A 23,761-nucleotide genomic window follows, 5' to 3' on the forward strand; every position below is an offset into this window, starting at 1 on the left:
GCTTGCAGTCACTGACGCGTGCCGGTTGCGCGCGGGAACTCGTCAGATCCACAGCCGATTGTTTGAACGACGGCACTTGCCGGGTCACGCGGCACATCCACCTCAAGGAGCATCCAAGGTACCTTCGCTCGCAGCTGTCGGAGCGCACCACCATCGGACGACCGTTGGTGACAATGCTTACTTCTCGGCGACTGACCGAAGGAATCCTCAAGTTAGAGGACTACTAGGAGATCGACATGAAACCTTCGCAGGCCGTTTCGCCGACTGGACATCCCGACGTCGCTGCGCAGGAGCTTGAACTATCGCTTGAAGCGAGCCGCTCTTGCCGCTTTGGAGTCGAACAGCTTGAGGATGTCACTTCAGTGTCTTTCACGCGATGGATCAAGACTCATCTGAACGACCATCGTATCCTCGTCGTTATGACGCCAACCGTTTATCGCCTTTACTCGCAACAGCTCAGCGCTTGTTGGTCGGTGCTAGACGTCGAGCCACGTGTGTTCGTGCTGGCATGCGAAGAAACAACGAAATCTATTGATCTCATTTGGTGGCGCCTGCTCCGGCTCGGTCGATGACCCAGGCCACCATATAGCCCTTGGCCTGCTCGGCGTGCACGTGCCGAAGGGCCTCAGAGTAGGTTAGTAAGGGCTCCTGCGCCGGGTAGACTGCGCGGTTGGCCGGGGTGACGAAGTGGTGGCAACACACGCGATAGTCTTTAGCCTCGAACATTAGAACCTCCTCTCGTCTCAAGTTGCGCGGCCATACGCTCGCGCTTTCAAGTACTGGCCTACCACAGAGAATGCGACCTTTAGAAGACCACGCGCTTCTTCAGCACCCTCGATAAGGTTGGCTCGGCCTGCCAGGCGCAGATCGGCGATGTCTACATCGCGCGCTTGATTTTCAAATGCAGCTGCACCGGCAAAGAAGTGCCGGGAGTCATTCCATAAACTCACCATGTCCGACTTCGATTTCCCGTTCATCCGCAACTGCTCTGTCAAGCCTCAACCTTCTTGAACATCGCGACTCTAAGCCGTATGTTCGACAGTTTCAAACATGATGCCGATAAAGTACCTCGCGAAAAACGGTCCTGTGGGCGTTCTTAAACCTTGTTGTACAATCGAAAGCGTCGTCACTCCGCCATCGGCTATATCAGCCCGATCGAGATGGAGCTAAAAGCAGCTTAACCCTGTCCATTTTTTCGGGGGAAGATCATTCCTGTTCCTAGAGCCTCTTGAAGAGGCTGAGCGCTCCAAGACGGAGTCGAAAATTGGGTGCCTGCCCAAGGGACGAGAGTGGATTCTGAAACGCGAACTGCTTGACCTTCCCGCGCCGCACTTACAGTCCCAACGTGCGATCGATCTTTGCCCGTCATATTCCATCCGATACAATCGAGAATGCGCAGTCAATCTCGATAGACCAGGCTAGCTGACGATTGGCTGACGAGGGGCGTTTTCCTGGATGCACAAGAAACTATCGCCCTGGTTCAATCCTATGAATGCTTCCGTGTTGCCAGAGTTTGCCAAGCAGAAATGACCGCGTCAGGTGTCGGCTGGGCTAGGTCCTGTGCGAAGGGGACTTGCGGCGGAGCGTTCACAGCCAATCGCGATTCTTGACGAAAAGCTCGTCGAGCTCAAGATCAAAGAAGTCAATTTCTGCACGCTCTGGGGTTGAAGGATCACTGAAGTGTAGCGTATATCCGCTCACGCCGGTCAGTACCGCTACATGCATATCCCCCGATCCCAGAGTTACCGCAGCCCAGATCGGCCCTCGCCTCAGCAGCGTCTCGGCGATAAAATCGCGCGTAAATCCGCCATGTGGCTCTACGAGCCTCTCCAATCCTTCGATCGAAGCCAAATAATGAAAACAGTTTCGGTCGAGGCCTGCGTCGGCGCGCCAAAGCGTGGGCAAGCCCAGGCGGGGCCCCGGGCGAAAGTAATACGACACCATGCAAGCGGAAGCATACCAACAAGCCCAACTCCCCCACGGCCGCATAATTCCGTGGTGATCTCGTCGCATGATCGGTTGACCATCATAGCCATGCTCTTGGCCGACAAGCGGAACCCTCAATTGTATGTTTAGCATTGCACAGCTCCAGAAGTTTAAGGCGAGCCGGGCAAATAGCGCGCCGAGGGCCCGCGAACAACTACGAGAAAAAATAGTCTCTTCGCTGGTAGTGATGGGGCGGGCGGACCCGAGCGAGCGTCGCAACACAGCGAAGATCTCGGCCTGCTTTTACGGCAACACAATTATGAAAAGCCAATTCGCGTAACTGCTAAAACTAAGCGCAGTCGCCTGCCGACAACAGGTAAAGGCGTCCAGATCGGCGAGCGGTGGCATGAAGCCGAGCCTGCTGCAGTCGACGCATGGATCGAGAAGAGCGGCGAGAGGATCCTCGCTAAGTGTCCGACCGAAAAATAAGTTGAGTGATATCAGCGAGTTCTGATTCCATTGGTGTTGCGAAGCATCAAAGGGATCGAGAATGTGGACTGATATCACCCGGGCACAGTTTGCCCGAGAGGAGCTGCGTTTGCCAAGCGACTTGACGGATGCGGAATGGGTCGTGCTGGAGGGGTTGCTTCCTGTGCGGGCCAAGCGCGGGCGGCGCCCGAAATGGAGCTATCGCGACATCGTCGAGGCAGTGCTCTATCTGCTGCGCGGCGGGTTGCCGTGGCGCATGCTGCCGCCCACTCTGTTTCCACCAATGACCACGGTGCAGTACTATTTCTACCAATGGCGCGACAGCGGATTGTGGCAATCGATCAACCACGCACTCCTGATGCTGGCGCGCGAGGCGATCGGCCGGGAGGCCTCGGCGACGGCCGGCGTGATCGACAGCCAATCGGTCAAGACCACGGAAAGTGGCGGCCCTCGCGGCTACGACGCGGGAAAGAAGATCAAGGGTCGAAAGCGCCACATCGTCACCGACACCCAAGGGCTCCTGGTCGGAGCGATCGTTCACGCTGCCGACGTCCAGGATCGCGACGGCGCGCCAGATGTCCTGTGCAGCATTCGCTACCGCTTCCCCTGGCTGCGCCATATCTTCGCCGATGGCGGCTATGCCGGCGAAAAGCTCAAGGCGGTGCTGGAAAAGATCGGCCGGTGGACTGTCGAGATCATCAAGCGCTCCGATGCCGCACAGGGCTTCGAGGTGCTTCCGCGCCGCTGGGTGGTCGAACGAACCTTCGCCTGGCTCGGCCGCAACCGCAGATTGGCCAAGGACTTCGAGCGAACCATCGAAAGCGCAACTGCATGGCTCTTCCTCGCCTCCGTCCAACTCATGACAAGGCGCATCGCAGCCATAAAAACAGAAATGCAATTTTGAGTCAGGCTCTTAGCATAGCGCTCATCATGCAACGTGTTGGTACAAGAAGGTTTGCGTCAAGGATCTCGATAGTCGGAGACCGCCACGCTCAAACGTAATCGCGTGCGCTCACTAAAAGCCACGTGGGTTGCTCAGGTCCTCGTCAACTACCAACCCTGGGAATTGATGGAGAAGATGTCACATGGCAATCTTCATCCAAACAGGGAAAGTCGATACGAAGCTGCTGGGGTTGGGGTTTAGAGAATGAGAAAAAGTCCTGCTGGGTAGCCCTCGTCGCGCTGGCCGCTCCTGCCTCTGCAGCTGATCTTGCCGCGCGGCCCTACGTCAAAGTGCCCTCAGCGGTCATTCCGACGGCCATTCCAATGTATGATTGGAGCGGCTTCTACGTCGGCATCAATGGCGGCGGCGGCTCCGCGCATCAATGCTGGGACGTGGTCAACACCGGCGGCGTGGTCGTCGCTCCGCCCGTCGGAATGGTGTGCCATGATGCGGCGGGAGGCATGGTCGGCGGTCAAATCGGCTATCGCTGGCAAATAGCGAACTCCGTGTTCGGCTTGGAGGCGCAGAGCAACCGGTCTGATTTCAAGGGTTCCAATGGCAATCTCGCTTTCGCAGGCGTCCAGGACGAATCCAAGCTTGATGCATTCGGCCTGTTCACGGGCCAAGTCGGCTATGCCTGGAATAACGTGCTGCTCTATGTGAAAGGTGGGGCAGCGGTCGTCCGCGACAAATACCGGGTCTTCGATTCTGCGTCTGGGCTGAACATCGACAACGGCAGCGAAACTCGTTGGGGCGGCACGGTAGGGCGGGCCTTGAATTTGGCTTCGCTCCGAACTGGTCCATCGGTATTGAGTACGATCACCCGTCATGGGGCATCGGGACGTGGACTTCTTTTTTTCACCCGGATTCGTGGGTGGTCCGCCGGGCGCCTTTGCAGGGACTGCCAGTATCGGTCAGACTGCCCGTATCGGTCAGGACGTCGATATCGGTTTGGTCCGCGTGAACTACCGCTGGGGTGGCGCGGTCGCCGCGATATACTGATCATCGCCAGAACAGAAACGTTCCATCGCACTGGAAGCTAGACATCCTTGGCGCGTTGCTCCTCTCTCAAGCTCGCAATCATTGATATAGGTCATTTTCAGGAACGACGTAAGGATGTAGGCGCCACGAGCGAAAATGAGGTTCCACATGGCATTCATCTCGCTTCGACATCCCGGAAAACGCCCTTCGCTGTGGCTCTGGGTTAGTCCACCTCGAGCGGCATGAAAGCGCGTCGATGCGCACAAAGTCCAGTATCTTTAGGCACTGCTGGAACTGCGACCACGACTTTGGCACCCTCATCACTTCTGATGAGAAAGCGCTATCATTCACCGAGAACGCAACGTAATTCTTTACGAGCCTGCTCGTCTGACCAATGACGCCCGATCAGGTCGACCTCATAAGGAATCGTTCGACGCGATGTGGCCGATCCGTCGCGACATCGCTGACCTGTGTTACATCCGGTTCCTCGAACTAGATCCCGATGCAAGAGAACTGTTCGCCGGAGACATCGAGTGGCAGCGGATGAAGGTCCTGGATATGATCACGGCGCTGGTCGCCTCACTCGACGAGAGATCGATGTTCCAATCGCTGATCATGCTTTCAGGTCATAAGCACGCCAGTCTTGGCGTTCAGACATTGCACTATGTCGCAATGGGCGAGGCCTTGATGTGGAGCCTTGACCGCAAGTTGGGCACCTCTTTCACCCCGGAGTTGCGGGAATCTTGGCGAACACTTTACGCCAGGGCCCAAACCGAGATGCTACGGTCAGCCGCGAAAACATAGAGCGTCACGCAAGTTTCACTGCGGTGCCGAGAGGCTGCAGTTGCGGTGCTCTCAGGCCATCGCGTTCGTTAGAGAATGCTGCCTATTGTGTGGCTTGAGGACGCTAATGGATGGTGAAAACAGTTTTGCGATTAGCCCGGCGGACTGCAGCGTGACGTGGCCATCCTTTCCGATAGCGTAGCTCGGCGACGCCATATTGGACCGCATCATTCACAACGCTCACCGCATCGCGCTCAAAGGCGACAGCCTGCGTCGTAGGGCCGACGATAGGATAAAACCGTGACACCACGCGCCCGATCGCCCGTCTTGACCAAGGAGACCATTTCCAGCACACAGAAACCCGTCAGTCGTGTTCGCCTCCGCGCGTGACCGCCATCGTCTGGTTCTCCGCTGTTGAAAGCGGAGGCACAGAACGAACTATGCCGAACCGGCCAAACGCCGGTCAGCGAGCAATCTGGGGAAAACGACCCGACTCGGCATAGTTCGGCGGTCGGCATAAACGGCCAAATGAATGGCGTCGATCCGCAGGCCTGGCTCACGGATATCCTCGCATCGCCGCCCACCCAGCTCATCGGCTGGATAAGCTTCTGCCCTGGAATTGGACGCCGGCATCAGCGTTCTCCGCTCGAGCGGCATGGCCACGCACGTCAACAAGGTTCATCACCTCACCATCATCACCCAGGTCGCAAAGAGCCTCGGTGAAGACGAAGACTGGCTGCGCGAAATTGCCATCGAAATGGAGATCAGACGGCCTGCCCTGGGTCTATGGCGTCGGCGAAGATGGTGTTCAGGCCTTCACCGACTTTGGCATTGCAAGCCTGATCGAGCTCGTCAGGTTCTACAAAGAAAACCCCAAGCTGCTCACGCGCTGGCAACGGGAATGATCCAACCACCCTGCGGCGTGCGCCGGATGCGTACCATGCTCCTCGTTTGCACTGAGGAGAACATCCTGCCTCAGCCTCGCGCGTGCGATTAGGCCATGTGGTTGATGTTGCATGCCGAAATCCTTGCAGGTCTCGTTCGACCTGCCGACGTTCCTACACCGAAAGTGACATGCCTCTGTCACATAGATCAATTGCCAGCGTTGGTAGTTGACCGAAGCGCAAAATTGTTATGTCGCAGGCAAATTGATGCGGGGACGTCGCGGCTCCTGCCCTGACAATTATGAGGCGTGCGATCGTTGGTGGGTAGAAAGACACTCGTTCGACCGTGTCAATCTTCCCACAGGGTCTGTCGTCGCTGCATCAATGCTGAATCGTGGCAGTCTTCGCAATGTTTAGGCCCCGCGCGGTGCGCCCCAGGTTCATCGCGGTCGAATTAAGGCTACAGGGCTGCCTCCGTCAACCGGGACACGACGGACTCCAAGTTGCACAGTAGTTGCCGTGAATCAGTGACTCAATAGTATACCAGAAGCATGGAATCCTGTGCGGAGCTCAACAACCGCTCTGGGCAACTACCTGCGAGGCGAGATCAAGCGTCTCTGATGCCGACTGTCGAAGTTGCGACAGGCTGTCGGGGCAGACACGTCAGCTTGAGCAAATATTCTTACAAATCAAGCCCCTCGCAATTGGCACAAGCCTTGAACGATGGATGTCATCCAGCATCATCTCCTTAACGAGTTTGACTGATGGCTTACAATATTGGCGCCTCTCAGTTCACTAAATGCGGCGGGTCTGAATTCGACCGCTCCAACGTCGCTATGCGCCTCAATGCGCGCCCGCGCACGAGTGTTTCACCATGATCAAACACACGGGCATCGCGGTTCGTGTCGCCGCCGATGCGCGCGCGCTCTACGGCGCCGTACCTGTGCCGGGCGCCGTGCCTGCCGGTGCCGACGTCCGTGATGCGGCCGACTTTGAGCAGCTCGAAGCCGAGGTGCGGCGTATGGATGCCGACGGGCCAGCCGCGGTTGATTGGCGGAGAGTCAGTAAGCTGTCGCTTCATATTCTGGCGAACCAATCGAAAGACATTCTGATCGCCTGTTGGGCTGTCTATGGTCTCTTTCGCATCGAGGGATATCAGGGTCTTGCCGTGGGACTAGCAATCTTGCGCGGCATGATGGACGTACATTGGGATGGGCTCTATCCCCCGATCAACCGGGAGCGTGCACGGGTTGGAGCGGTCGATTGGCTCGTTGGTCGCGTTGGGCCGGCTGTGGCCGAAACTGCGGCGACCGAAGCCGATTATCCGATGGTGCTTGCCGCCTATGAAGCGCTTGATGATCTGGATCGCCAGTTCGGCGAGAAATTGGTCAACGAGCACGTTGCCTTAGGCGAGCTGTTCAGGGCGCTGAAGCCGCGTTACGAGGACGCCAAACGCGCAGCCGCCGAGGATGCCGATCGTAACACTGAGGAGGTCTGTGCTGCCGAAGAGGCCGCGCAAGCGGAGGGCGGGCCGCCGGCCGAGGCAGCTCAACAGGAGATACCAAATCTAACGGTGCCGGTTGGCGTTGATGGCGACTGGGCCGTCTTCACCGAGCGTTTGCCAGATATCCTCCAGCGGGTAGCGGCCGCCATGCGTGTTGCCTCGCCGGCAAACCCGAAGGCCTATCTGCTCAATCGCGTCGGCTCGTGGATGCGTTTTGACGCGCTCCCGCCCGATTCGGGGGGCCGCACCGAGGTATTTCCGCCCGCCGACAGCATCGTCGCGTTAGAAGCAAAGGTGATGGCCGGTCAGCACGCCGATGTCGTGAATTTGGCCGAAGAGATCGCCTGGACGGGACCGTTCTGGCTCGACGCTCACCGGCATGCAGCCGAGGCGCTGGAGCAATTGGGGACGTCATTTGACACGGCGGCCACGGTGGTCCGCGGAGCGGTGACCATGCTGGTGACACGCTATCCGCGGATCTTGGAGTGTCATTTCAACAACGGCAGGCCGTTTGCAGATGACGAAACGCGTGCCTGGGCCGCCGTGGTGATAGACGCGACGACGAGCCCTGATCTCGCGGAGGAGGCAGTCGCTGACGCATACAAGCTTATCGCCGGCGGGCAGCCGCAGGCGGCGCTTGAGAGGTTATCGCGTGCGCTGGATGGCGCGATCGGTGAACGTGCGCGTTTCATCGGCCAGCTTGCGCAGGCACGTTTCTGCATCGAGACCGGATTCGTCACGACGGCCATCCCCCTGCTCGAGCACATCGAAGGGGTTGTCGCGAAGCGCGACCTGGAAAGCTGGGAGCCGGCGCTTGCGCTTGAGGCTGCCGAACTGCGCTTCCGCACAATGACCCATTCAGAGTCGCAACAGATGATCGACGAGCCTCGGCGTCGTCTCGCGCTGGAGCAGATCCGAACTCGGGCAGCACGGATCGACATCGCGCGGGCGAGCCGCCTCGGTCGCGGCTGAGTTCGTCAAAGCCAAAGGGTTAGTGGGAGCTCGTATGACACAGGAAAGCTCGGTCGCTCCGAAGGAGCGCGTCAACATTCGCTTCAAGCCGACAACCGGCAACCTTAAGGAGGATGTCGAGCTGCCGCTCAAGCTGATGGTTTTGGGCGATTTCACCGGACGGGTCGATGACTGTCCCATTGAGGACCGAGAACTCGTCGATATCAACAAGGACAACTTTGGCGAGGTCGTCAAAGGTAAGAAACTGAGCCTTGACATCTTGGCTGAGAACAAGCTCGACGAATCGCCTGAGACCGGCAAGCTGTCAATAACGCTGAAGTTTGAGAGCCTGAAGGATTTCGAGCCCGAGCGTGTCGCACAACAAATCTCCGAAGTTCGAGCGCTGACCGAATTGCGGGGAGCCCTGATTGCTATGAAAGGCCCGCTTGGCAATATGCCGAACTTCCGTAAAGCCATCCAGAACTTGCTCGAAGACGACGGCCTTAGGCCGCGGCTATTTGGCGAGCTTACCAGCAAGTCGGAGTAAGTGGCATGAGCGAGGCTGCTATGGCCGATGCGAGCGCGCAGCAAACCACCGAAGTCACCACTACGACCACTCAGCTTTCGCTGCTTGATCAGGTTCTCGTCGAGACCAAAGTCACCCCACGCGACGAGGGATACCACCTCGCCCGCCGGGGCGTCGCGGCTTTCCTTGCCGAGCTCATCAAACCGGGGCGGGCCGATGGGAAGATCAATAACGCGCTCATCGATCAGATGATCGCGGAGATCGATCGCAAGATCTCGGCTCAGCTCGACGCCGTGCTGCATACCGCCGAGTTCCAAAAGCTTGAGGCAGCTTGGCGCGGCCTCAAGTTCGTGATCGATCGAACCGATTTCCGTCAGAACATTAAGATAGAACTCCTTAGCGTCAGCAAGGACGAATTGCTAACGGACTTCGAAGACAGCCCGGAAATCGTCAAGTCCGGTCTGTATAAGCTCGTCTACACAGCCGAGTTTGGCCAGTTTGGCGGTCAGCCCGTTGCAGCCATGATATCGGCCTATGAATTTGGCAGTTCGAGCCAAGACGTCAAGCTTATGCGGTACATGAGCGCGGTAGGCGCCATATCGCATTCGCCAGTCATCGCCTCGGCCGGGCCTGAAATGTTCGGCGTCGAAAGACATGAGGAGATCGCCAATCTCAAGGACCTGCAATCGATTTTCGAGGGGCCGAAATATGCTAAGTGGAATTCGTTCCGCGAAAGCGAGGACGCTCGCTATTTCGGCTTAACGCTACCGCGGTTTCTGCTGCGCTTGCCTTATGGAGCGGAGACGGTTCCAGTAAAACGTTTCAATTATCAGGAAGCTTCGGATGGCGAGACCGAAAACTATCTGTGGGGCAACGGCGCCTTTGCTTTCGCAACCCGCCTGACCGAAAGCTTCGCCAAGTACCGCTGGTGTCCAAACATTATCGGCCCACAGTCCGGTGGGGCGGTGGAGGACCTCAATCTGCACACCTTTGAATCGATGGGGCAGTTGCAAAGTAAAGTACCTACGGAGGTCCTCATCTCGGACCGGCGCGAGTTCGAGCTTGCCGAACAGGGCTTCATTGCCTTGACCATGCGCAAGGGCTCGGACAACGCCGCTTTCTTCTCGGCCAATTCCGTGCAGAAACCGAAGTATTTCGGCAATACTCAGGAAGGGAAGGCAGCCGAGCTCAACTACAAGCTTGGTACCCAGCTGCCCTATATGTTCATAATCAACCGGTTCGCACACTATATCAAGGTGCTGCAGCGTGAAAACATCGGCTCGTGGAAGAGCAGGGAAGAGCTACAAAGTGAGCTCAACAACTGGATCCGCCAGTATGTTTCCGATCAGCAGAATCCGTCGGCAGATGTCCGCTCGCGCCGTCCCTTGCGTAAGGCGGAGATCGTCGTTGAAGATGTCGAAGGTGAGCCGGGCTGGTATCGCGTCGGCATATCTGTCGTCCCACACTTGAAGTATATGGGCGCAGATTTTGCTTTGACGCTAAAGGGCAGGCTCGACAAGCAATAAACGCGTAGGCAGGCGATGTTCGACCGTAGCCTTATAGAGCGCTTGGAGGAAACGGCAGCGACCATGGTCGCATCGCAGACTCCATTTTCGTTCGACCGCCTCCGAGTGAGTATTCTGGAAAATCTGCGTCGGTTCTTGAACTCACGCCAGGGCTGCTGCGAGACGCGACCCGACTACGGCTTGCCAGATCTAAACGACGGGATCGGCCAGGGAGCTGACGCGGTTCGCGCGGTCGCTCGCATGCTCAAGCAGGAGATCGAGGCGTTCGAACCTCGATTGAAAAATGTTTCGATCCGCTTTCATGCCGATCCCGACAAGCCGTTACAGCTGACGTTCCACGTAACCGCAATGGTGAACGATAACGACCAGGTCGAGCACGTCTCGTTCGATACGATCTTGAGCGACGACAGGCGCATCCTCTTGAGAGGCTGAAGCGGTGGCCATCAACCCGTATTACGAAGATGAACTGTCCTACTTGCGCGAGCTTGGCCGCGACTTTGCCAAGACTAGTCCCGAGCTCGCTCCCTTTCTCGGGCGTGAAGCGACCGATCCGGACGTAGAGCGGCTCTTGGAAGGCCTCGCCTTTCTCGTGGCGCGGCTACGTCAGAAGCTCGACGACGAGTTCCCCGAACTCGTCCACGACCTGTTGCGGATGGTATGGCCACAGTATCTCCAACCCCTGCCACCCATCACGACGCTGGCGTTTGCCGTGAAGCCATCGGCGAGCGCCGTGAGCGTGAGCGTTCCTGCTGGCACAAGCATCCGCTCGCGTCCGATCGAGGGAACCAGTTGCGCGTTTGTCACCTGTTATCCAATTGACGTGCTGCCGCTGGAGATCAATGACGTTGAGATCGAGAACCGGACGAGCTCGGCTCGCCTTACCCTGGCTATCAAGGCAACCGGTCGGCAAAACCTGTCATGTGTTCGGAAAGGCCGGCTCCGGTTCTTCTTTTCGACTGAGCGCGAGCCGCAAGTAGGTCGTTATCTATTGACCTGGCTGTGCCGTCACGTCACGGCAGCGACGGTCACCCTGGGAGATCAACAGGTCGTTACCACAATTGGACCAAATCGGATCGCGCCAGTCGGTTTTGGCGATGACGAGGCGGTTTTGCCTTGGCCATCGAACGGGTTCTCAGGATTCCGGATCATTCAAGAATATCTGACTTACCCCTCGAAGTTCCTCTATGTCGAATTGTCCGGTCTCGATTCGATCGAGACCAAGAGGGAGAGCGAGTGCAAGCTCAGCATCGAGTTTCATCGTCCGTTCCCCGCGCAATTGCGCTTAAGCAAGGATCAGATTCGCTTGAATTGCACGCCGGCCATCAATGTCTTCGCTCACGAGGCGTCGCCGATCCGCCTGGAGCAAAGGAAAACGGAATACCGTGTGCTTTCGTCGGGGGGAACGAACTTCAGCATCCGTTCTGTCGATAGCGTGACCGGCCACATGCAAGGACACCCCGAACGCATCGAGTTCGAGCCATTCGATCTGTTGCGCCACGATCTGCCCGGCGCCGGTCGCAGCCGAGCTTACTTTCGCCAGCGCATTCGCCCCGCAGTGATCGGCCGGGGCATTGATCACTATGTGAGTTTCGTTGATCGGCTCGACATCACCCAACATCCGCCTATCGATGTCGCCTCGCTTCGATTGACCTGTTCCAACGGCCCCATCGCCGAGCGGCTGCCGGTTGGTTCGGTGGATCAGCCTTCCTCTGACACGCCTCGCTCGGTCACCTTCTCCAACATTACCGGGGTCGTTGCAGAGGTGCCGCCACCGATCAATGACGGCCTGCTGCGGCGCTTGACGGCCAATCTGGCCCGCAATTACGGCTCCATGGTCAATATCGATACGCTGCGAACCGTTATTTCCAGTTACGATTTCCGTGCGGTGTACGATCTTCAGGCGCGCCGTCGCCTGGAGCTGTTGCTCGAGGGGCTCGACAGGTTTGTGACCACCGATACGGACCATGTGGTGCGCGGCGCCCCGATGCGGATGCGCAACATCGAACTCTGCGTGGCTGACAGCAAGATCGGCAGTGAAGGCGAATTGTTCCTGTTCGGCTCGGTACTCGATACCTTCCTCGCGACCTTCGCCGGTATCAACATGCTGCACCGGTTTTCGGTCCGCGGCACGGAGAGCAACGCGCACTACACATGGCCAGCGAGAAGCGGAACGATCACGCCGTTCTGACTGCGCCTGACGATGTCAAGGAGCTTGCGGCTTACGGATTGTTCTCGCTCGCAGCCCTCCTTGAACGGCGCTTCAGCGATGCTCCTCCAATCGGATCAACCGACGATCCTGCGCGTGAGGCGGTGCGCTTCCGCGCGGCGCCGATGCTCGGCTTTCCCGCCGATGAGATCGAGGAGATCAGGCAAGTCGAGGCCAGCGAGCGGCTGGAAGTGTTTGTCAATTGCCTGGGGCTGCACGGCCCATCGTCGCCCCTGCCCCCCTTGTTCACCGAAAGGGTAATTCACGGGGATGGCGCTGGAGCGCTCGGCCACTTTTTTGACTTTTTCAATCACCGTCTGATTAGCCTGCTGCTGCGAATTTGGAAGTATTATCGCCACCATTTGCGGTTCGAGGAGGGAGCAACAGATGCGATATCGGTGCTGATTGGTGCGCTTTTTGGGCTCATGCCCGCGGAAAACACCGCTGATGAACGGGAATGGCGGGCTCGGCTGCTGCCTCATGTAGGTCAGCTTGCCTTGTTCAGCCGATCGGCACCGCTCGTAGCCGGCCTCATTTCCAACCATCTGGACATTCCGGCCCGGGTTGAAGAATTCATTTGGCGCGAAATCGAGATTCCGCCAGACGCGCAGTGGCGTCTGGGTAGCCCAGCTGCTCAGTTCGGCTTTGATACTCTTGTCGGCGAAATGATGCCGGACATGATGGGCAAATTTCGGTTATGCCTCGGTCCGCTCAACCAGCAGCGGTTTTTGTCGCTGCTGCCCGCTCGCGCGGCCCACGCCACCCTTTGCCGTCTTATGAGTGCGATCTTGCGCGAGCCGCTGGCCTGGGACCTCAAGCTAGAACTGGCACCCGGAGAGATGCCGGAATGGGTTCTCGGCGAGGGAGAATTGGGCTGGACGACGTTGATCGACCCTCTCGAGGCGACAGAGAGCTCAGTTCTGTTGTGATTGTCATCGCAAGTTCATTCGGCAGGTTCGATGTATTGAAGTCCGGCGCGCTCGCTTCTGGCAAGCCTTCGTCTTTGACACATAGAAAGGACGAAAGCTGAAGGTAGAGCCGCAGGCATCCAGCGGCGCCGAAGTGGAGTTGCCGAACCCGCAAGGATCGGCGACGCCGGCGAGATGAAGTGAAGGTGTCATTTCGGAGCTAGGCCACAGGTTCACGCTTGTCTAGTATCTAACAGCCCTAGCGCCCGTGTCACGTTCAGAACGCCCGTCGTGATTTGCCGCGCCACATCTTTCAAGGCCCAATCAGTAGTTTGAAGAGCGGGCGCCGTTGGCACGGGGGTTGCTAACCAAACAAGATGCCGCAATACCGAGAGAGGGCTTTAAGTGCGGGCGGACATGCAAGAGGCGCGATGCTCTTCTTCTCTCGCACCTGTGTGCCTCGCTTCTGAGAACACTCACTGCGTCCTTCACCGTTCCTGAGAGTGCACGAAAAGCGAAATGAGCGCGCGAACCGGTCGATCGACCTCACAACATGGTGCAAGGAATATGATGCAAGGAATATGATGCAAGGGAGGTAGCTACGTTGGCGCCTCGCACAAGTCTGGTCTGGTGGGCGCATACGAAGGCGCGCTAAGAAGCGAAGTCGAACAGGGCCTGGGATGCATCTCATACTCGGAATTATCGGAGAGAACGCGCAAGCCTTGGGCCGAAACGCAATACAGACGTTCGGACCGGAAGGTGGCGTTATCGGGCGGGGACTTGGCTGCAGCTGGCAGCTTCCGGATCCAACCAATACTCTATCGGCGCGCCATGCGCAGATCGCATTCAACGGTATCGGATTCTCCGTCACCGACACCAGCACTAACGGCGTCTACATCAACACCATCGACGCGCCGTTGGGGCGCGGCAATACGGCGCCGTTGGCCGATGGCGATACATTGTATATGGCAAGTTACATCATCTCGGTCATAATCGAGCAGGATCCTGACGGAAACCGTCAGCAGCTCGGCATCAAGAGCTCGAACGCCGTGGGCATCAGTGGCGCAATCCCGGCCGTGCCGTCGCCTTCAGTCGTCCAGAAGTTGCCCGATGTGCCCCGTACGGCTGCCGGGCTGTTGGGCAGGGATGCAGATATTCCACTCGATCCGTTAAGCGCGATCGACGAGTACCAGTCGTCCTCCCATCCAGCTACGCAAGAGGGGCTACAGGCGGTCGTTTCACCACAAGTGCGCGATCTATTGTGTCTCCTCGAAGACGAGGTTCCCGGCCAGGACGCCGGATCAGCCGAGCCGGATCTGCCCGCGGACTTGCCTCGGATGGCGCGACGCTCGAGTGTGGTCGACACGGAGATGCCGTCCTCGCGTGCGCGGCTGCGCGAACCTCCCTCAACTCCGTTGCCGCAGGCTGAGACCTCATTTGACGAGCCATTGCATCGGCCGCCTGCACTACTCAAGGAAAGCCGCACTGCACCGTCGACTGGCCGTCCTGCACCCATTATTCCAGAGGACCTTGACATTGGCGATCTCCTGCCGGAAGGGAGCTCGTTCGGAGTGCCGCCGCCTGCGCCGCCACGTGAGGCGAGCTCGTGCCTGGACGCACCAAGCACCCCACTTCAGGTCGCGTCCAATCCGATCAGTTCTGCTTCGGCTGATCGTGGACTATTGAGCGCTACCGGTGCATCGGATGTGCGTCCTGGAGAGCCCAGGATTGATGAGTCGGCGGTCATAAACGAGCGGGCCGCCCGGAGGCCGATTGACGTTTCGCAGGTTCACGACGCGACGCGCATTGCAGCCTCACTTTCTCCCGCAGCGTCGTCGGCAGAAGCAGATGAACTCCAGAAGTTCTGGAACGCACCAGGGATCAATCCGGAGTGTCCGTCGTCGGCGCAGCGCCGAGAGGCCCTCGCTGAACTCGGCCGCGCAATCGCCGAAATGGCCGACGGCCTGCAATCGATTCTGGCTGCGTGGACCATGGTCCAAAACGAACTCCACATTGAACCAGCGCAAGCGCGCGCGGGCGACAACAACGCATTCAAGTTCATGGGGAGCGGTCATGGCGCGCTGCGCGAGGCGCTCGCGAAGGATCACGCTTTACTGCCGCTTTCCCAATCAGTCCGTGAAGGGTTCTATGACATCAAGGCGCATGAGGTCGCGGCCATAGCGGCGATGCGCGCGGGGGTCAGCAATGTCCTGACACATATGAGCCCACAACGGATCGAGAGCCATGGCGCCAATAAAGGCCTCTTTGGCACCCGCATCAACAAGGCCACGCTGTGGGACCGGTTTGTCGAGCTGCATGCATCGATGGTCGATGACATTGATCGGACTGTGCGCACCTATATCGCAGAAGAGTTTGCCCGAACCTACCATTCGTGGCTCCCGGCACTTGGCCCAACCGAGCGGAAGGCGACATGATGATACCGCCGTATAAACTTCAGCGGGTGTCTCTCGTTGGCGGAGCATTGCTGGTGGCGGCCGTAGGGGCCAGCTGTTCGATTGATAAGAGCAAGACAACGCCCATCAAATTCGTCATCCAGGCCGATCCGCTCGTCAATCAGAACGCGCGCGGTGAGCCATCGCCTGTTGTCGTACGCATTTATGAACTGAAGTCGACGACCACTTTTGACCAGGCGCAGTTCTTCGAGCTGTTCGACGACGACGCCAAACGCCTCGGGCCGGACCTGGTGGCTAGGCGGGAGACTGAACTCAAGCCTGGCGAGAAATACGATTTCGAGCGCAACACGCCCATCGACACCCGCTATATCGGCGTGATCGCCGGATTCCGACTTGGCAACGATGCACAATGGCGATCGACGGCCGAAATCAAACCCGACCGAGACAACACGATTTTGGTGCAATTAACGGCGCATACGATCAGCGTTGAAGCCAGCCAAAACTGGTGGAAGATCCTCTGATCGCCTCTGTCGCCGTCGTGGCCCTGAGCAGATCCCGATTTCTAGAGTTCACCAAGCGACATGGCGATGTCTGTGACGAGTAAACCGATCTGGTCGGAAGGCATGTTGGTGCGACCGCAGCACTTCCAGCAATATGACCGCTGGATAGAGCAACTGCTCGAGAACCGCGTCGCCGGTCTGGTCGCCCACGGTTGGGGTGTTCGGAAGATTGCCTTCGATCGCGGCTGCCTCGCGCTCGGGCAGGTCGTCCTTACCGAGTTCGAAGCGATTATGCCCGACGGTACAGCGCTTCGCTTGCCTGAGCACGGTCAGCTTCCAGCTGGACGAATTCCTCCGGCCGCGGCGAAGAACCTGCCGGTCAAGCTCGCTGTGGCGCGGCGCCGGTACACCGGCAACGGTCTCTCTCCCGGGGATGCACCTCTGAGCCGCCATCGCCAGGAGGTCCTGCAGGTCCGGAATGCGACTTCGCCTGAGAAGCCTCCCGTCGATATCAATGTTGCAGCGCTGAACACGCATCTTGTGTTCGACGGTGAGGAGCAGGGCGAGCTGATCACGATGCCTATTGGTCGAATCCACGAGATCGATTCGGTCGGCGCCATTACGTTGACCGACACCTATCTCCCTCCGGCCATCGATATCCATGCGGTCCAACCGCTGATTGCGCTGTTGAACGAGATCAGGTCGTTGCTTCGGACCCGAGCTGAGGCTCTTGCCGCGCGCGCCGATCCGTCACGCTCGAGGGCAGATGGCGCAGGACTGATCGATCTTGTCACGTTGTCCATCGTGAACGGTGCCGAAGCCGTTTTCGACCATTTCGCAGCGACCCGCGGGCATCATCCCGAAACGCTTTTCCGCGCGCTGCTCGGCCTCGCAGGACAGCTGTCAAGCTTCGCCGGCAACCGCCGCACACCCGCAGATATGCCTGCCTATTGTCATGAGGATCTCGAAACCGGTTTCACGGCTCTGCTACGTATCCTGCGCGAGCTCTTGTCCGTTGTGATCCAGGGCGCCGCGATATCGCTCCCACTGCAGGATCGCGGTTACGGCATCCTGATCGCTCTCATTGCCGATCGCGCCTTGTTTCAGGATGCTCGCTTCGTTCTTGTCGCAGTGGCGAGTGTGGCGACCGAGACGCTGCGCATCCAGCTTCCCGCGCAAATGAAGGTTGGCTCGGTCGAGCAGATTCGAGATCTCGTCAATCTTCAGCTCCCGGGTATTCCTGTTCGCGCGCTGCCCGTGGCACCGCGTCAAATACCCTACATCCAGAACGCCGTCTATTTCGAGCTCGATCAGTCAGCGGAGCTATGGCGCACCCTGCCGCGATCGGCGGCCTTTGCGTTCCACGTCAGCGGTGACTACCCGGACATGCATCTCGAATTCTGGGCCGTCCGCGGAGAACGTGTAGCTAACCAGGCTGAAACACATGGATGAGCCGACAGTCATTGGACGCAGGCCGCTCGGTCCGACGCGTAGTATTCAACGCGGCCACTCTTCCGTTCGCGTTCCGTCCGAGGTCAATGCAGCGAGATTACCCGTCACGCCATCACCTGAACCCGGCGAAGTTCGGATCGCCAATCATGCTGAAATTGTCGCGCAAAGTCTGTTCGAGCCAACCGCGCAGGAAGACACTTTGGTTGCGGCCGCGGCACCGATCCTTTTGATTGTCGCGCAGCTTCACATGGTTGAGAACGCCGATATAGTGGCGATGCGCCGTGGAACTGTCGAGCAAATTCGCCGCTTCGAAGCGCGTGCCGTCAAAAATCAGGCGCGCCGCGGCGATGTGAGCGCTGCGCGGTATCTCATGTGCGCGCTGGTCGACGAAGCTGTGATGACCACGCCATGGGGCAGTGAAAGCGCCTGGAGCGACAATAGTCTGCTCAACCAATTCCACAGCGAGACGTGGGGCGGCGAAAAGGTCTTCCAGATTGTCGAGCACGTCCAGGCCGAGCCGGCCAAATACCTCGCACTGCTTAAGCTCGTCAATGTCTGTTTGCTGATGGGCTTTGAAGGCAAATATCGCCTTATGGAAGGCGGCCGCGCGCAGCTTGAAGACCTGCGCTCGGAGGTCCATCGCCTTTTGCGGGAATACACCACCGCGCCTTCCGCTGAACTGTCAGGCGAATGGCGCGGCATCAGAACGCACACAGGTGTGCGCAATTACGGGCCCTTATGGATTGTCTTCGCCGCCGCCGCCTTTGTGACGCTCATCGGCTACATCTTTTTCCGTTGGCGCCTCGGAATCCAAATGGCGGCTGTCGAGCAGTTGCTCGAGTCGATCGGCAGCTCAGGGCCGCTTTAGGGGGAGGCGCAGGTGTTCCCCGCACAATTGGCGGTACTCTTCTCGATTCGAGGCATCGTTACGCTGATCTGCTTGCTTGCGTTCAGCCTGCTCATCTGGTTCGGCGGTCCTTATCTCGTCGTGTTCGAGCAACGGCCGCTCGATCAGCTGACCGTTCGCGCCACCGCGATCGTGAGCCTCTTCTTCGTGGTCGTGCTCGTCACGCTTGCTCGTTACTGGCTGGCGCGCCGCACTAACCGACGCATCATCAAATCACTAATGGAGAATGAAGGCCTGATCGCGCCTGCCGACAATAGCAGCCAGGAGGAACTCGAACTCATTCGTAGGCGTTTCGAGGACGCACTGAAGGTCCTGCGTAAGACGGTGTTCGCGGGCAAGCGCGGACCAAGTTATCTGTTCGAACTGCCCTGGTATATCATCATTGGCCCACCGGGCGCGGGCAAAACGACGATCTTGCGCAACTGCGGGCTCGAGTTCCCGCTTTCCCGGCAGCTTGGCATTGAGCCGGTCGAAGCGGTTGGCGGCACGCGAAACTGCGACTGGTGGTTCACAGAAGAAGCAGTCTTGATCGACACGGCAAGCCGTTACACGACACAGGACACGGATACCGAGGTCGATCGCGCGGCCTGGCGCGGCTTTCTCGATCTTCTCGTGACGCATCGGCGCCGGCGGCCCATTAACGGTCTCCTGGTTGCGGTCAGCTTGGCCGACCTTTTATCGCAGGACGAGCGGGCGAGGCGGCAGCATATCGACGCCATTCGTTCCCGGATACAGGAGCTGCTGAAGAAGTTTCGGATGTGTATTCCGATTTATGTGCTGGTGACCAAATGCGATATGGTGCCTGGCTTTACAGAATATTTCGACGATCTCGACAATCAAGGCCGTGCCCAAGTCTGGGGCAAGACCTTTCCTCTCGGGCCATGCGATCGTATCGATGACGCGGTGGATTTGGAGTTGCAGGAGCTTGCGGAGCGACTCGAGGCCAGACTGCCGCTTCGCATGCACGACGAACGCGATCTCAGCCGGCGGGGACTCATGTATGCGTTTCCGAAGGAGTTCTGCGGAATCCGGAGCGCCGTCGCTGGCTTCGTTGGTGAGGTCTTCCGATCGCGCCGCTTCGAAGTAGAGCCGATGCTGCGTGGCGTCTACTTCACCAGCGGCACACAGGAGGGAAAGCCGATCGATCGCGTGATCGATGCGATTGGCCGAAACTTCGGTCTGCAGTTGGCTCAGCGGGTGCCGACAGTGGCGCCGGGGAGGGGGTTCTTCATCAAGCAGTTGATGACCGAGGTGATTTTCGCCGAGCAGGGACTGGTCGGCCGCAATTCGACACTTGAGCGCCGGCTCGCGCTGGTACATGGCGGCGGGCACATCGTGGCAATGGTGCTGACGATGGCTGCCTTCATTCTGTGGTATAGTGCCTTCGTCCGCAATGAGGCGCGTATCGACCAAACCAGAGTGTCTGCGCAGACCACAGAGGCGCGCCTCCTGGAGACACGGGGACCGCTCGACCTTAAGGCCATCCTGCCGACACTCAATGCCGCGCACCGGCTGCGTCTAGCGGCTGGCGAAGACAGTTGGATTGCCTGGCTTGATGGTTTCGGTATCTCGGCGACCCCTGTGCTTGCGTCCGCTGCCCAAAATGCCTACGACCGTATTCTGCTCAATCGCCTGCTGCCGGTTTTCGCCAATAGACTCGCCGTCCGCATCGATGCCCTGTTGCGCGCCGGCAACGACGCTTTGCTGGACCAGGTCAAGGAGCTGTTTCGCACCTATTGGATGCTGAGCGATCCGGGGCATTTCGACCGTGACGAAATCGAGCAGGCTGCGCGCAATGAAGTCGCGCGCACGTTTGCGCTCGATCCGACCTCGGCGGGTGAGCTGAACCAGCATTTTTCGAGGCTTATCGAGTTGTTGCCGAAGCCCATCAGTGTCGATCAGCAATTCGTGGGAGCGATACGCTCCCGGCTAAGCAAGCGTCCTGTCGTCGAGCAGGTCTACGCCCGTCTCCTACGCGAAGGCGCGCAGAACACGCGCCTGCGGCCGATCGATTTGATTGTCCTGTTGGGCTCTGGCCAGCTTGAGATCACCCAGATGCGCGCCGTCCAGATTGCCTTTCCCGCCCTTGACGAGCTGGAACCGGCTTATGCGAACGGTGCTGCCATGATCCCGGGCATCTTCACGCGCGAGGGGTTCCTCAATTTCGTGCTGCCGAACTTGCCGCTCATCGTCCGAGCAGAGCAGAATGCCGACTGGCTGCTCGCTGGGGCCCCGTTCGACACGGCAGATATTCAACCGATCGCCCTCAAAGTCATGGATCGGTATGTCAACGATTATATCCGCGTTTGGACAAGTGCCCTGAGCAGTATCCATGTTGTCAAGTTTGACGATTTGCAACGCGGCTCAGCGATCATGCGCGCATTGGCCGGTTCGCAAAGTACGCTGCAGCAGGTTGTTTCGCTAGTACACGACAATTCGACTCTGCTGCCGCCAGGAGAGCAGACCCCGGCCAAGGCCGGAGATATTGGCACCACCGCCGGGCCTTCCACGGCGGCCGTCCATCATGCCGCGGGGGCTCTGTTCCATGCTGCGTTCGGTGATGCGCCTTGGCCGGGAACCCGGGTCAGCGAAGCGTTCCGGCCTCTGACCCAACTGGCCTCAGCCGGGGCGTCTGGACAATCGACGGGCATGGACCATATCCGTGGTCTCTTTGGCGGCCTCTATGCAGCGATGGCCAACATCGCGACAGCGCCGGATCCGAATCAGGCCGCGTTTCAGCTTGTTCAGCGACGCGCCAGGGATCCGAATAACGACGCTTTCGGTGCCCTGCGCGCCGACTCGGCGCTACGACCGGAGCCGATCCGCACCATCATGAATGAGACGGCGCTTCAGATGTGGAGTACCTTGCTCAAGCGGGCGCACGACCATGTCGATGCGGCTTGGACGCGTGAAGTCATCCCGGTCTGCCAGGGCATCATTTTCCAGCGCTATCCAGTGTTCGAATTGTCGAGCGAAGACATGACGCTCAAGGACTTCGGCGATTTCTTCCGTCCCGGCGGCATCGTCGACGACTTTTCTCAGAAATACCTTTCGCCGCTTGTCGTCGACCGCCGGACCGGCCTTGCACCGGCGACCATCGATAGCGCAGAGGCACCTATCCGCGCGGATGCATTGATTCAATTTCAGCGCGCGCGGGAGATCCGCAATGCTTTCTTCAGCAGTCCCGGGTCCGCACCGGCAGTGAGGTTCAGCATCAAACCAGTCTACCTCAGCCCCAAATTGATGGGCGCGACATTTGTCCTGGACGGCAAGGAAATCACCTATCGTCACGAGGCGCCGCGTGCCTACGAGTTCGAATGGCCGACCCGAACCGATGCAAGTATCGCTTCCATTACGCTGACCGCGGCGGATAAAACCGAGGAGAGGATCGAGCGCTCCGGCCCCTGGGCACTGTTCCGGCTCCTCGACGCGTCACAACTGGCCTCAGGTGGCGCTTCGGATCGGTTTGCCATGACGCTTGGCAAGCCGGATGGGACCAACGTGACCTACGAGCTGCGCGCGGCAAGTGTGAGCAATCCGTTCAGCTTGAGTGTCCTTCGTTCGTTCCGGTGCCCGGATAGCCTATGACCAGCGGGCGTCGGCGTTCGTTTCTGTATCTGCGGGAAGCGCCCGGCCAATGGTGCTTCGTTGCACCGAGGCATCAACGGCTCAACCTATCCGTGGCGGCGTCCCATCAGACGCAAGGCGATCGTTGGTCGTCGGGCTACAAGCAAAGCTCGCAATTGCATTTTGAGATCGATGCTGCGAGCTCGGCGCTCCGACTACTTTGGGCCTGCACCAGGGGAACAAACGGTGATGTCCGTGCAATCGTTGCCCGCTCGAGCGAGGATCCACTTTGAACGCGTCCTCGTTGGGGGCGGTCGCGCCCCTGGGATACCTGCTCGGTGGCCGTTTCGACCTGGTGGACGTGATCGGCGTCGGCGGCATCAGCACCGTCTATCGCGCGATCGATCGGATCGGTCTGTGGGCGCGCGAACCAAATCCCGAAGTTGCAGTGAAGGTCATCCGACAGCACCTGACCATGCGCCAGGAATTGGTCGAGCTGCTGCATCGCGAGGCGCGTCTTTTGCGTAAGGTCGTACACCGGAATTTGGTGCGCATTTATGACTCCGACTACGACGGCAAGTACCATTACCAGGTGATGGAGCTCCTCGAGGGCCGCTCGCTAGCCCAGATTCTGATTGAACATCAGGGACGTCCACTCTCACCCGCTGCTTCCTTTCTTATCATCGGCGCTGCAGGCCAGGGGCTCGCCCATATGCACCGTTTCGGAATGGTCCATGGCGACCTGAAACCGGGAAACATCTTCATGACGTCAAGCGGAGCAGTCAAAATTCTGGACTTTGGTGCGGTGCTTGCGCGCGAGGAGACGACGCGAAGCGACAGGGCCGCGGCAGTGTCCGATCAGATCGCTCTTATGACCCCTGCCTATGCATCGCCAGAGATGCTGATGGGCGAACCGCGTGCGGAAAGCGATGATGTCTATTCTCTTGCTGTGGTGGCCTATCTGGTGCTGACCGGCACGCATCCATATGGGCGACGGCCGGGTGATGAGGCGCTCGACGAGAATCTGACACCCGCGCCGCCTTCGACCATTTCAACGGCGCAATGGCGGGCACTCGCCTCGGGTCTTGCCCTCAACCGTCGCGACCGAATACAGACGGTCGATGAGTTGGTCCAGGGGCTCACCCGGCCGCCTTGGTATTGCCGCGTGTGGGGCGGTGCGCGCCATGCGGCTGTCGTAAAGCGTTTAAGGAGGCAAGATACTATTTGATCATTTCCAATGCTTGGAAATTGCGAGCACACGCTTGCCGTCTCCGATGGCAGCTCGCTCGGCGGT

The 23,761-nt window shown here is 58.9% G+C and carries 19 protein-coding genes and 2 pseudogenes; 19 read left to right on the plus strand and 2 right to left on the minus strand.

Going from position 1 to position 23,761, the window contains the following annotated elements:
- The first annotated feature begins 236 nt into the window (after positions 1 to 236).
- Positions 237 to 572: a hypothetical protein gene (locus ACKWRH_RS46820; protein WP_445222749.1), complete on the plus strand. Its 336-nt coding sequence runs from the start codon at positions 237 to 239 to the stop codon at positions 570 to 572.
- Positions 573 to 743: 171 nt separating this feature from the next.
- Here the strand turns inward: ACKWRH_RS46820 and ACKWRH_RS46825 are convergent, their stop codons facing one another.
- Both ACKWRH_RS46825 and ACKWRH_RS46830 read right to left on the minus strand, forming a co-directional pair.
- Complete coding sequence (locus ACKWRH_RS46825) at positions 744 to 995, minus strand: hypothetical protein (RefSeq protein WP_445222750.1); 252 nt, start codon at positions 993 to 995, stop codon at positions 744 to 746.
- 592 nt (positions 996 to 1,587) lie between these two features.
- A complete protein-coding gene (locus ACKWRH_RS46830; protein WP_445222751.1) occupies positions 1,588 to 2,079 on the minus strand; it encodes a papain-like cysteine protease family protein in 492 nt (163 codons plus the stop codon).
- Positions 2,080 to 2,476: 397 nt separating this feature from the next.
- Here ACKWRH_RS46830 and ACKWRH_RS46835 point away from each other — a divergent pair, with 397 nt between their 5' ends.
- The 18 genes and pseudogenes from ACKWRH_RS46835 (at position 2,477) to ACKWRH_RS46920 (ending at position 23,695) form a co-directional block, all read left to right on the plus strand.
- Positions 2,477 to 3,319: an IS5 family transposase gene (locus ACKWRH_RS46835; protein ID WP_445222752.1), complete on the plus strand. Its 843-nt coding sequence runs from the start codon at positions 2,477 to 2,479 to the stop codon at positions 3,317 to 3,319.
- Between the two features lie 212 nt (positions 3,320 to 3,531).
- A pseudogene (locus tag ACKWRH_RS46840) lies at positions 3,532 to 4,360 on the plus strand (outer membrane protein).
- A 417-nt stretch (positions 4,361 to 4,777) separates the two neighbouring features.
- Entirely contained in the window at positions 4,778 to 5,143 is a 366-nt protein-coding gene (locus ACKWRH_RS46845; RefSeq protein ID WP_445222753.1) for a globin domain-containing protein, read from the plus strand.
- A gap of 193 nt (positions 5,144 to 5,336) precedes the next feature.
- On the plus strand, positions 5,337 to 5,426 hold the full coding sequence (locus ACKWRH_RS46850) for a hypothetical protein (RefSeq protein WP_445222893.1): 90 nt from the start codon (positions 5,337 to 5,339) through the stop codon (positions 5,424 to 5,426).
- Between the two features lie 212 nt (positions 5,427 to 5,638).
- Positions 5,639 to 5,778 (plus strand): annotated as a pseudogene (locus ACKWRH_RS46855) (transposase domain-containing protein); the annotation flags it as partial.
- 63 nt (positions 5,779 to 5,841) lie between these two features.
- Positions 5,842 to 6,027, plus strand: a complete 186-nt coding sequence (locus tag ACKWRH_RS46860) for a hypothetical protein (RefSeq protein ID WP_445222895.1) — start codon at positions 5,842 to 5,844, stop codon at positions 6,025 to 6,027.
- Positions 6,028 to 6,880: 853 nt separating this feature from the next.
- A complete protein-coding gene (gene tssA / locus ACKWRH_RS46865) occupies positions 6,881 to 8,482 on the plus strand; it encodes a type VI secretion system protein TssA (protein ID WP_445222754.1) in 1,602 nt (533 codons plus the stop codon).
- A 34-nt stretch (positions 8,483 to 8,516) separates the two neighbouring features.
- Complete coding sequence (tssB, locus tag ACKWRH_RS46870) at positions 8,517 to 9,008, plus strand: type VI secretion system contractile sheath small subunit (RefSeq protein ID WP_445222755.1); 492 nt, start codon at positions 8,517 to 8,519, stop codon at positions 9,006 to 9,008.
- A 20-nt stretch (positions 9,009 to 9,028) separates the two neighbouring features.
- Positions 9,029 to 10,513: a type VI secretion system contractile sheath large subunit gene (gene tssC / locus ACKWRH_RS46875; RefSeq protein ID WP_445222894.1), complete on the plus strand. Its 1,485-nt coding sequence runs from the start codon at positions 9,029 to 9,031 to the stop codon at positions 10,511 to 10,513.
- Between the two features lie 15 nt (positions 10,514 to 10,528).
- A complete protein-coding gene (gene tssE / locus ACKWRH_RS46880) occupies positions 10,529 to 10,945 on the plus strand; it encodes a type VI secretion system baseplate subunit TssE (RefSeq protein ID WP_445222756.1) in 417 nt (138 codons plus the stop codon).
- A 4-nt stretch (positions 10,946 to 10,949) separates the two neighbouring features.
- The gene (gene tssF / locus ACKWRH_RS46885) at positions 10,950 to 12,701 is read left to right on the plus strand and encodes a type VI secretion system baseplate subunit TssF (protein ID WP_445222757.1); all 1,752 of its coding nucleotides are present in this window, start codon (positions 10,950 to 10,952) and stop codon (positions 12,699 to 12,701) included.
- Positions 12,665 to 13,648 (plus strand): type VI secretion system baseplate subunit TssG, encoded by a 984-nt coding sequence (gene tssG, locus ACKWRH_RS46890; protein ID WP_445222758.1) that lies wholly within the window; start codon positions 12,665 to 12,667, stop codon positions 13,646 to 13,648. Before tssF ends, tssG begins: the two co-directional genes overlap by 37 nt.
- 659 nt (positions 13,649 to 14,307) lie before the next feature.
- Entirely contained in the window at positions 14,308 to 16,062 is a 1,755-nt protein-coding gene (locus ACKWRH_RS46895; protein ID WP_445222759.1) for a type VI secretion system-associated FHA domain protein, read from the plus strand.
- Positions 16,059 to 16,562 carry a type VI secretion system lipoprotein TssJ gene (gene tssJ, locus ACKWRH_RS46900; protein WP_445222760.1) on the plus strand — a complete coding sequence of 168 codons (504 nt, stop codon included), beginning with the start codon at positions 16,059 to 16,061 and terminating at the stop codon, positions 16,560 to 16,562. Before ACKWRH_RS46895 ends, tssJ begins: the two co-directional genes overlap by 4 nt.
- Positions 16,563 to 16,628: 66 nt before the next feature.
- Positions 16,629 to 17,993 carry a type VI secretion system baseplate subunit TssK gene (gene tssK / locus ACKWRH_RS46905; protein WP_445222761.1) on the plus strand — a complete coding sequence of 455 codons (1,365 nt, stop codon included), beginning with the start codon at positions 16,629 to 16,631 and terminating at the stop codon, positions 17,991 to 17,993.
- A complete protein-coding gene (gene icmH, locus ACKWRH_RS46910) occupies positions 17,986 to 18,861 on the plus strand; it encodes a type IVB secretion system protein IcmH/DotU (protein ID WP_445222762.1) in 876 nt (291 codons plus the stop codon). The genes tssK and icmH overlap by 8 nt, the downstream gene beginning before the upstream one ends.
- Before the next feature lie 12 nt (positions 18,862 to 18,873).
- On the plus strand, positions 18,874 to 22,488 hold the full coding sequence (gene tssM, locus ACKWRH_RS46915) for a type VI secretion system membrane subunit TssM (protein ID WP_445222763.1): 3,615 nt from the start codon (positions 18,874 to 18,876) through the stop codon (positions 22,486 to 22,488).
- Positions 22,489 to 22,756: 268 nt separating this feature from the next.
- Positions 22,757 to 23,695 (plus strand): serine/threonine-protein kinase, encoded by a 939-nt coding sequence (locus ACKWRH_RS46920; RefSeq protein WP_445222764.1) that lies wholly within the window; start codon positions 22,757 to 22,759, stop codon positions 23,693 to 23,695.
- The last annotated feature ends 66 nt before the right edge of the window (positions 23,696 to 23,761 follow it).

The sequence above is a fragment of the Bradyrhizobium sp. Pa8 genome, assembly GCF_052588265.1.